The 10,152-nt window shown below is 56.0% G+C and carries 9 protein-coding genes; 5 read left to right on the forward strand and 4 right to left on the reverse strand.

What is annotated here, in order from left to right:
• Nucleotides 1–188: 188 nt before the first annotated feature.
• Complete coding sequence (locus ACESQ2_RS08855; protein ID WP_046877940.1) at nucleotides 189–1,211, reverse strand: LacI family DNA-binding transcriptional regulator; 1,023 nt, start codon at nucleotides 1,209–1,211, stop codon at nucleotides 189–191.
• Nucleotides 1,212–1,555: 344 nt separating this feature from the next.
• Here ACESQ2_RS08855 and ACESQ2_RS08860 point away from each other — a divergent pair, with 344 nt between their 5' ends.
• On the forward strand, nucleotides 1,556–2,509 hold the full coding sequence (locus tag ACESQ2_RS08860) for a substrate-binding domain-containing protein (protein ID WP_014229396.1): 954 nt from the start codon (nucleotides 1,556–1,558) through the stop codon (nucleotides 2,507–2,509).
• A gap of 1 nt (nucleotide 2,510) precedes the next feature.
• Here the strand turns inward: ACESQ2_RS08860 and ACESQ2_RS08865 are convergent, their stop codons facing one another.
• Nucleotides 2,511–3,383: a PfkB family carbohydrate kinase gene (locus ACESQ2_RS08865; protein WP_049070576.1), complete on the reverse strand. Its 873-nt coding sequence runs from the start codon at nucleotides 3,381–3,383 to the stop codon at nucleotides 2,511–2,513.
• A 26-nt stretch (nucleotides 3,384–3,409) separates the two neighbouring features.
• On the opposite strand from ACESQ2_RS08865, the gene ACESQ2_RS08870 reads away from it, so the two are divergent.
• From ACESQ2_RS08870 to lysM, 4 genes are all read left to right on the forward strand, one after another.
• A complete protein-coding gene (locus tag ACESQ2_RS08870; RefSeq protein ID WP_014229394.1) occupies nucleotides 3,410–4,255 on the forward strand; it encodes a BtpA/SgcQ family protein in 846 nt (281 codons plus the stop codon).
• Nucleotides 4,255–4,899 (forward strand): TenA family protein, encoded by a 645-nt coding sequence (locus tag ACESQ2_RS08875; RefSeq protein WP_373170307.1) that lies wholly within the window; start codon nucleotides 4,255–4,257, stop codon nucleotides 4,897–4,899. The genes ACESQ2_RS08870 and ACESQ2_RS08875 overlap by 1 nt, the downstream gene beginning before the upstream one ends.
• A 97-nt stretch (nucleotides 4,900–4,996) precedes the next feature.
• Nucleotides 4,997–5,557: a nucleotidyltransferase family protein gene (locus ACESQ2_RS08880; RefSeq protein WP_154919103.1), complete on the forward strand. Its 561-nt coding sequence runs from the start codon at nucleotides 4,997–4,999 to the stop codon at nucleotides 5,555–5,557.
• 245 nt (nucleotides 5,558–5,802) lie between these two features.
• Nucleotides 5,803–6,252 (forward strand): peptidoglycan-binding protein LysM, encoded by a 450-nt coding sequence (lysM, locus tag ACESQ2_RS08885; protein ID WP_025106332.1) that lies wholly within the window; start codon nucleotides 5,803–5,805, stop codon nucleotides 6,250–6,252.
• A gap of 168 nt (nucleotides 6,253–6,420) precedes the next feature.
• Here the strand turns inward: lysM and fyuA are convergent, their stop codons facing one another.
• Together fyuA and ybtE are read right to left on the reverse strand one after the other, a co-directional pair.
• Nucleotides 6,421–8,442 carry a siderophore yersiniabactin receptor FyuA gene (gene fyuA, locus ACESQ2_RS08890; RefSeq protein ID WP_049070582.1) on the reverse strand — a complete coding sequence of 674 codons (2,022 nt, stop codon included), beginning with the start codon at nucleotides 8,440–8,442 and terminating at the stop codon, nucleotides 6,421–6,423.
• 129 nt (nucleotides 8,443–8,571) lie between these two features.
• A complete protein-coding gene (ybtE, locus tag ACESQ2_RS08895) occupies nucleotides 8,572–10,149 on the reverse strand; it encodes a yersiniabactin biosynthesis salycil-AMP ligase YbtE (protein ID WP_373170308.1) in 1,578 nt (525 codons plus the stop codon).
• Nucleotides 10,150–10,152 lie beyond the last annotated feature (3 nt).

A 10,152-nucleotide genomic window follows, 5' to 3' on the forward strand; every position in this document is an offset into this window, starting at 1 on the left:
AGTAAGAACATTGCAGCATCCGTGCCAGGGCAGGAACAACACAGCAGCCCTGTGATTTAACCTTATGTAATAAATAGAGTTTATTCATTACGCTCCGGTAAACCGGTTTACTGATTATAGTGAATAAAATGTTAATTGATCGTTTTTTGCGCCAAAAGTGGGCGCTTTTGCGCCATTTTGGGACGTGCTTAACAGATCTTGATCGAATCGCGGCCAATCCACTCTACCGGCAGGCGGGTTTCCGCCGGGATGTCCCGATCGTCGTTCAGCAGACGCATCATGATGTTCACCGCGGTGCGGCCCAGTTCCCGGGCGGGCTGGCGGATAGTGGAAATCCGCGGCTGGGTAAAATCGGCATAGTTGGCGTCATCGAAGCCGACTAACGATAGCGCTTCCGGCGCCTGGAGCCCGCTGGCGCGCAGACCGTCGAGCAGGCCGAGCACCAGATAGTCGCTGGCGGCGAAGACGGCGGTCGGGCGAACCGGCTGGCTGAACAGGGTCCGCAGCGCCTGCTGGCCAAACTCGCGCTGGTAGTCACCGTACATGACCCATTCGGGCGGCCAGCTCAGGCCGGCCTGCTCCATCGCGGTGCAGAAGCCCTGATAGCGCTCGCGTACGCTCATCAGCTTGTCCGGGCCGCCGACGAAAGCGATATGGCGATGCCCGGCGGCGATCAGCTTTTCGGTGGCGATCCGCCCGCCCTGGACGTTATCGGCAAACACTTTCGGCACCTTACTGCCGGGAATATCTTCATCCAGCAGGACAATGCGTTCGTGACGCTGGACTTCTTTGCGCAGCAGGCCGTTATCGGGGCGGTTGGTGGTGAACAGCAGGCCGTCGACCTGGCAGGTATCCAGCCAGCGGATAAACTGGCACTCTTTTTCCGGGTTATTACGGGTGATACACAACACCAGGCTGTAACCGCTGGCAGAAGCGGCCTCTTCGGCGGCATCGGCCAGTTCGGCAAAGAAGGGGTTGGTAATATCGGGGAGCACCAGGCCGAGCGTTTCGCTGCCGCCTTTGCTCAGACGGCGTGCCAGGCTATTGCCGCGATAGTCCAGTTCGCGAATGGCGGTTTCGATGCGATCGATGGTGTCCTGCGGTAGCACAATACTGTTGTTCATATAGCGCGACAGGGTTGACTTCGACAGCCCCGCCAGCTTTGCCACATCGGATAACAATACGCGTTTTATACTCATTTCCTGCGCCATTTCTGCCAGAATCGGCTATCTGTAACATAGTTAAGCGCGGTGGATACAGCAATTTCTCTGCTAACAATAACCGGAAATAAATGCTTGACAAATTTTAATCTGCGGAGAATTGTATAGGCAGTTTACCGCATCATCCGGGAGGTCATTCCCAAACCCGTTTAACTCATTCCAGTCGCGCACCGACACGGACCGGTTGCCGGAATGAAATTAAGCAGGTATCCGCCGAACGGTCGATGATTGTTCTGGCCATATAGACGATATTTGCCCGCCAAAAAATAATCCTTCTGCGTTCGCATGCGGCGCGGAACTCTGCTGGCTATCAACTATTCCCGACGAGGATACTGATGATGTTATTTCACACCGGAAAACTGCGTTTACTTGCTGTTGCCACCACGATGCTGGCATCAATGAGTTTTATTTCTGCCGCCGGCGCCGCCGGTCCGACTTATGCGCTGGTACAAATTAATCAGCAGGCCCTGTTCTTTAATCTGATGAATAAAGGCGCGCAGGATGCGGCCAAAGCCAGCGGCAAGGATCTAGTTATTTTTAACTCTAACGATAATCCCGTGGCGCAAAACGACGCGATAGAAAACTATATTCAGCAAGGCGTTAAAGGCATTCTGGTTGCCGCTATCGACGTTAACGGAATTATGCCCGCGGTAAAAGAAGCGGCCGCCGCTAACATTCCAGTGATTGCGATTGATGCCGTATTACCGGCCGGGCCGCAGGCGGCTCAGGTTGGCGTTGATAATATCGAAGGTGGCAGAATTATTGGTCAATACTTCGTGGATTACGTGCAGAAAGAGATGGGCGGCCAGGCGCGGCTGGGTATTGTCGGCGCGCTGAACTCGGCCATTCAGAACCAGCGGCAGAAAGGGTTTGAAGAGACGCTGAAAAGCAATCCGAAAATTACCATCGCTAACGTCGTCGACGGCCAGAACGTACAGGATAAAGCAATGACCGCGGCGGAGAACCTGATTACCGGCAACCCCGATCTGACGGCGATCTATGCCACTGGCGAACCCGCTCTGCTGGGCGCTATCGCCGCCGTGGAAAACCAGGGGCGCCAGAAAGATATTAAAGTCTTTGGCTGGGATCTGACGGCGAAGGCGATTTCCGGTATTGACGGCGGCTACGTCACCGCCGTTCTGCAGCAGGACCCGGAAAAGATGGGGGCCGAAGCCCTGAATGCGCTGAACGCTATCACTGCAGGTAAAACCGTGCCGAAAACCATTCTGGTTCCGGCCACGGTGGTAACCAAAGCGAACGTCGATACCTATCGTTCGCTGTTCAAGTAGGTCAGCGCGCGCCGTTCACGGCTAACAGAGCGGTGAGTTCATGGCCGTCGGGAAACGCGCTGAGCGTCCCCCGACGGCTAACGGTAATGGCTGCAGCGCGGCTGGCGTGCGCCAGCGCCAGCGCATCCGGCTCGACGCTGCGCAGGATCGAGGACGCCAGCATCACCGCGAGGAACGTATCGCCAGCGCCGGTGGTGTCTAGCGCCTCGGCGGGGACGGCGGGGCAAAACTGGCGCTGACCCGCCTGAACCAGCCAGGCGCCTGCCGCGCCCTGGGTGACCACTAAGGTTTTCACGCCGTAAGGCTTAAGCTGCTCGGCCTCGGATTCATTGACCACCGCGATGTCGATGAGCGGCCACAGATGGCAAAAGTCAGGATTGACAGGCGAGGGGTTGAATACCGTTGTCATACCGCGGGCTTTGGCGTACTGGAACAGCGCCCGGGTTTTATCCAGGGAGAAATTGCCCTGCTGTAGCAGAATATCGCCCGCAGCGGCCTCCGCCATATGCGGAATAATATCATCAAGGCTGAACGTATCGGCTGCGGCCGTCGTGGTAATGATGGCATTGTCGCCATCAGCGCTATTTAAAATAATCGAGGTGTCGCTATGTTGATTGAAATGGGCGTCGGGTAGTAGCGTCAGTGGTTCATTTTTTATCTGCTGACGGATCCACTCGCCGTTGCTGTCATTTCCCGTGGCGGCAATTAATCGCGTGTCGATTCCGCAGCGGGATAATATAATCGCCTGATTCGCGCCTTTACCGCCGATATCCTGCGAAACTTTAATGCCGTGAATGGACACGCCTTTTTTCGGTATATCCGGAATGGACCAGGTTTCATCTACGGTAATATTACCAGTAACGTAAACACGCATAGTGTTCCCTTAACAGGATGGATAAGATGGTTGCTATCTCAGCAGAAAAAACGAATGCAATACAAGCTATTTTTTCACGTAATAAAGTTGTTATTGGTGTTATTCATTGCGATCCTTTTCCCGGTACGCCGAAATATCGAGGCAAATCAGTCCCCGGTATTGTTGAGCGTGCACTTCGCGATGCCGAAAATTATATTTCTGGCGGCGTTCACGGCCTGATTATTGAAAACCATGGTGATATTCCTTTTTCCAAACCTGAGGATATCGGTCATGAAACCTCTGCGCTGATGGCGGTGATTACCGAGAAAGTTCGCGAGCGTTTTGGTGTGCCGCTGGGCATTAATGTCCTGGCGAACGCGGCGATCCCGGCGATGGCGATCGCCCTGGCGGGCGGGGCCGATTTCGTCCGCGTAAACCAGTGGGCCAACGCCTATATCGCCAACGAAGGATTTATTGAAGGGGCGGCCGCTAAGGCGCTGCGCTATCGCAGCATGCTGCGCGCTGAACATATTCGCGTCTTTGCCGATAGCCACGTCAAGCACGGTAGCCACGCCATCGTTGCCGATCGTTCGATTCAGGAGCTCACGCGCGACGTGGATTTCTTCGAGGCCGACGCGGTAATTGCGACCGGCCAGCGCACGGGCGATAGCGCAACGATGGAGGAAATTGACGAGATCCGCGCGGCGACGGAGCTACCGCTACTGGTGGGCTCCGGGGTGACGCCCGCCAACGTGAGTCAGATCCTCGGGCGGACCCAGGGGGTCATTGTGGCCAGTACGATGAAGGTCGATGGCGTCTGGTGGAACGATGTTGAGCTGGCCCGGGTGAAGCATTTTATGTCGGTCGCTCAGGCCGCGCTGGAGGAAGCATAATGGAAGCGTTTAGCGAACGCCTTCTGCGCGAACATCAAACGGCGTGGCAGGCGATGCAGCAGCACCGTTTTGTGACTGATATCGAACAGGATCGTCTGCCGACAGCCGTCTTTAACCGCTATCTGGTGTTTGAGGGCAACTTTGTCGCGACGGCAATCGCGATTTTTGCTCTCGGGGTTAGCAAGGCGCCGGGTATTCATCAGCAGCGCTGGCTTATTGGCGTCCTGAATGCCCTGGTTGACACGCAGATTGCATGGTTTGAACAGGTGTTATCAGAACGGCGGATAACTCCCGCTGATTATCCGGACGATCTGCCCGGCGTGCGGCGCTTTCGCGACGGCATGCTGCGAACGGCCCGGCAGGGAAGCTATGAGCAGATCGTTACCCTGATGTTCGGTGCGGAGTGGATGTATTATTTCTGGTGCCGACGGGCGAGCGAACATCACCAGAGCGATGCGGACGTGCGTCGCTGGGTGGAAATGCACGCGGAGGACGAATTTTATCAGCAGGCGCTCTGGCTGAAGAACGAACTCGACCGCTGCGCCATGGCGCTGAGTGAAAGCGAAAAGCAGGCGCTGTCGGCGCTTTACGGCGATGTGCTGCAGTGGGAAATTGATTTCCATCACGCTGCGTACGAGGAGTAGTCGTGCGCTAAACAAAGGGGTCGCCGAAGCGGCGCCCCCTGAACGTTGATACTATGATTGGACGCATACTCAGGTTAATCACCGTTTCAGGGAAATCATGAACTATCAGGATGAATTGCAGAGATTATTGTTAAACGACCCGGTAAGAATGAACGCGCTGTACGCCGTTCAGGCGCTGGAACTCAGCGATGGCTGGATTGGCGCCGGCTTTGTCAGGGATGCGGTCTGGGATCATCTGCACGGCTACGGGCAAAGGCCAGTTTCGGGTGATGTGGATGTTGTCTGGTTCGACGCGAAAAGCGGCAGCGCCGCCGACGATAGGGCACTGGAAGAGAGGCTGAGCCAGCAATCATCCGCCTTTAACTGGTCGGTGAAGAATCAGGCCAGAATGCATCAACGTAACGGTAATAAACCTTATCACTCCACGGAGAATGCGTTGCTGTACTGGCCTGAAACGGCGACGGCTATCGCGGTCAGAATGGGACGTTCAGGGCTTATTGAGGTTATTGCGCCCTACGGGCTGGACGATCTGTTTGCACTCCGTCTGCGGCCCACGCCGGTATTTGCGCAGCATAAGCTGGCTATTTTCAGCCAGCGCGTCGCGGAAAAACGCTGGCTGCTGCGCTATCCAGGCCTGCAGCTGATTGTCCCGACCTGAGCCGTTTTCGCCATCACTGCGGGTTAACGCCTGATTTTATGTCATGCCCACTGGGCAGAGTGCCGATTTTCCTGCCGTATCCGGGCAAATATCCTGCACGTTGACGCTTATTGATTATACTTTGATGGCAGGTTGTGCTGCTTCAGGCGGTTGCCGCTCTGGGGTAGCAGAACCGACATCCTGGAAATGGGCTTAACCGGTCTGATGAATATTTGATCGTGAAACAGTAATGGAGGTATGGAACGATGGGATTATTAAATTTTGTCAAAGAAGCGGGCGAGAAAATATGGGACGCCGTCTCCGGCGGCAGCAAGGAAGATAAGGCCGACAAGCTGAAAAAACATATTGATGGTCTAAATCTGCCCGGTGCCGAAAAGGTCAATATTGATGTTGCGGACGACGGCACCGCGACGGTTACCGGCGATGTCGGTTCGCAAGAAGATAAGGAAAAAATTCTGGTGGCGGTAGGTAACGTCACCGGCGTTGGTCAGGTTAATGACAGCGTGAAGGTGACGCAAAGCGGGGCGGAAAGTCGTTATTATACGGTGAAATCCGGCGACACCCTGAGCGCCATCTCCAAAGCGATGTATGGCTCTGCTAATGACTACCAACGTATTTTTGAAGCCAACAAACCGATGCTGACGCATCCCGATAAAATCTATCCGGGCCAGGTGCTGATTATTCCGGCGAAGTAAGCGGTGAATTCCTTCGGCAGCAGCAGGCCGATGGAATTATCTTCAAGGCCGGCCAGTGACAATATAGGTTTTGTTGCTGGCTGGGGTTGTCCCAGGCGTTTTCCGGACGTCAACGAGTTAAATTCGGTGATGACAGGGATGCGATTATTGCATCCCTGGATCGTTGGATCAGAAGAAATCAATTCGCGTATTGATACCGACGGTGCGGCCCATATTAACCTGCGCGACGGCGCTGCTGCCGTTCATATATCCATAGGTACGGTAACGACGGTCGAACAGGTTATCGACATAGACGGAAATATTCATCCGTTCCGTCGCCTGCCAGCCAATGCTGCTGTCCAGGGTGGCGTAGGCGCCTTGCCGCAGCTGGTTGTCGCCATCGAAATAGTGCGGCCCCACCAGATTAACCGCCAGCCGGGGCATCAGTGCGCCATAGCGCGTATCAATCACGCCATTCACGCTGCTTCCCGCGCCGTAACGCGGTACGAACGGCACCCGGTTGCCGTGGTACAACTCGCTGTCGTTGGTGAATTCGGAACGGATCATGTTGCCATTGATATCCCATGACCAGCCGGGGGCAAACCGCCATTTCGCTTCCAGCTCAACGCCGGTGGCGTCGGCTCTCCCCGCATTGCTTAAGGTCTGCATTCCGACCGGGCCAGAGTAGAGCTGCATATCTTTGGTGTGGGTATAAAAGGTGGCGGCTTGCAGCGTGACATCGGCGGTGTCGTAACGGGTGCCAATTTCATAGTTGATGGATTTTTCCGCGTTGAACGGTTTGGCATCAAGACCTGCGGTAGGCACTATATTATATCCGGAAGGCTTATATCCCTGGGCGACGCGGGTATATACTCGCCAGTCGTCGGTCAGCAGATAGCCTGCGGAGAGCTGTCCGAGCACCCGGTCGTCATTGCTTTTACCCTGGTCGCCAAATGGGTTTCCCAGCATGCTGCCGTGATACTGCGTGCTGGCTTTATCATGCGAGAAACGCACGCCGCCGCCGATGTCAAAACGTTCGGTTAAATGCCAGGTCAGATCGCTGTAGGCGGCAAGGGTTTCAGCGGTGGTATAGCCGGTGCTGCTTAAATAGGGCATCGTCGGCATATCGTAGGAGGAATTTAGCTTTTCGCGGGTGTTCTGCCGGTACAACCCAAATACCATATCCACGGTACGCGTATCGCCGAGGGTGGCGGCGCGTAGCTCCTGCACATCCTGGTTCCAGCGCTGGGGCATATTGACGATCAACGAGCCGGAAGGGAAGGTCCGGGAATAATTCTGCTGCTGCCAGGCGCCGATCAGATTGAAAACCCAGTCATCGGTAGCGTATTTACCGCTTAGCGTCTGGCTGTCAGTACAGCGCCGTAGGTACGGGTCCGGTGAACCCTCGCCGAGAGACAGCGTACGGCTCTTGAGATCATTCCATGCCACGTAGGCATCCTGTGTAGCGCGAGTGCATTCGCGCGAGGCGGAAAACCCCATTTCCCAGGGCTGGTCGTCCGGCGCCAGACGCAGTTTCACATTCCCGATACTGGCGCGGGTACCGCCTAAATCATCGCTACCGGTCGAGGGGTTAATCATCTCGCCGTCATCAACCTGGCGTAAAAGGGTCACGCTGCCGTATAACAGGCCATCCTGAATCGGGCCGCTCAGGTTGAGTTTGCTTCGATAACTGTCACGACTGCTGACGCCGCCTTCAATATAGCCGCGCGGCGTGCTGTCCGGCTGCTGGGTGACGATGTTAATGATCCCGCCCTGGGCGCTTTTGCCATATAAGGTGCCCTGCGGTCCTCGCAGCAGCTCCACGCTTTGCACATCGGTCAGCGCCTGGATGGTGTTGGTCGAAAGCTGCGGGACGCCATCGACATACAGGGTAACGGCGGGGTTATAAAAGTCCTGGGCCGAAGAGATGCCGCGTAGGGAGATCGTTGAAAAAAGCATGTTGCCGCTATTTTCAATATTCAGCCCAGGCAACACTCTGGGGAGTTTGTCACTGGCGGTAACGCCCGCGTCGCTTAACTCCGTCGCGCTGATAACGGTAGAAGAGACATTATTGGCTGATGCCGAGCGGGAAGACTGTTTGCTGGCGGTGACCACCAACGTGCTTTCGTCTTGCTGTGAGGTTTGGCTATGAGCAGCGGCCGGGAGTAAAAATCCCCCCAGAACCAGAGGATAAAACCGTGTCATTTTCATTGTTATGAATCCCTGAAAAACGGCGAGACGCCAAAATACCGATAATGGTGAATTGAAAATGATAACTATTTCTAATTGCACTGCTACCCGAAACGGGTTTATTTCCACCTGTTTCGGGTAGCGGGGCGCTTATTGGGCTGAATGGCGATAACGCTCAATGGCGAGCGCCGTCAGGCGCTTTTTATCTACCTTGCCGACGGCGGTGAGCGGCCAGTGGGTCAGAAACTCAATTTGATCGGGAATCTTCCACGCGCTGATCCCCATTCGGACCAGCTTTTGACGCAGCTGTTGATAGTCAGAGGGAGTGCGTTGCGCGATGATAAACGCGCATATCCGCTCGCCAAGCAGCGTGTCCGGCGCGGCGACCACGGCGCAATCCTTTACGTCTTCCAGACGCATCAGCACCGATTCCACTTCCGCAGCGGCTATTTTCTCTCCGGCGCGGTTGATCTGCTCTTTTATACGCCCCTCAACGTACAGATTTCCCGCCTCATCGAGCCTGACATTGTCGCCCGTACGGTAAAATCCTTGCGCGGTAAAGGCCCGCGCATTGTGCTCGGGAGCGCGATAATAGCCCGTAATAGTATAAGGACCGCGCGTTAATAACTGTCCGGTTTCGCCGGGCGCAACGTCGTTCTCCTCTTCGTCAACGACGTGAATTTCATCCAGGGGAGACATAGGGCGCCCCTGGCTGTGGAGAACGGTGGCCAGAGGATCGTCCAACCGGGTAAAGCAGAGCAGGCCTTCCGCCATACCGAATACCTGTTGCAGGGGACAATCAAACGTCGAGATAACCTGCTCAGCAAGCGTTGGGTCAAGCCGGGCGCCGCCCACCTGAATGACGCGTAGCGAAGAGAGATCGCTGTCTTCCCACTCTCTGGCCTGCACCCAGAGCTGCGCCAGCGCCGGTACCAGGGCGACGTGGGTCACGCCTTGTTCAGCGATTAAAGGCATCACCTCATCGCAGCTGGCGCTGTCGGTCAATACCACCTTTCCGCCGCAGGCAAGGGTTCCCAGAATACCGGGGCAGGCCAGCGGAAAGTTATGCGCCACGGGGAGGACGGCGAGATACACGCTCTGTGGCTTAAGGCCGCACAGTTCGGCGGAGGCGCTGAAGTTATAGCTATAGTCAGCGTGCCGTCGCGGGATAAGCTTTGGCGTCCCGGTGGTGCCGCCTGAGAGCAGCAGCATCGCGGTGCCGGCAGCATCGGGCTGCGGCCACGCCTGCCGTTCGCCGCGCAGCGAGAAGAGCGGCGTAAAATCGTCGCCTTCGGTCTCACCTGCGACCAGAACTTGCCGCAGGCAGGCGTGTTTGCGCGCCATCTGGCGGGCCAGGTCCGCGTGGCTTTCTCCGTGAATCACATAAGCGGCCGGTTGCGCCAGCGCCATCAGCGCGTCAATATCCAGCGCCCGCTGCGAGGGCATCGCCAGAACAGGGATAACGCCCAGTCTTAACAGCGCGAACAGCAGGATCACAAATGCGTTGCCGTTGGGGAGTTGGATAAGCACATGTTCTCCCGGACGCAAACCCAGCGAGTATAACCCTGCAGCAAGCTCATCGACCCGAAGATCGAGCGCGCTGTAGGTCAGCGAGCCTTTGGCATCAACGACAGCAATTCGCGAGGGATAGCGAGCCGCCCAGTGGCGCAGCTGTTCAGCAATGGGGAAGGGATACTGTTTTATCAGAGAATCAAAGGAAGAGTGCATGCG

The sequence above is a fragment of the Klebsiella sp. Q11 genome (assembly GCF_964241505.1).
GTDB classification, from domain to species: domain Bacteria; phylum Pseudomonadota; class Gammaproteobacteria; order Enterobacterales; family Enterobacteriaceae; genus Klebsiella; species Klebsiella michiganensis.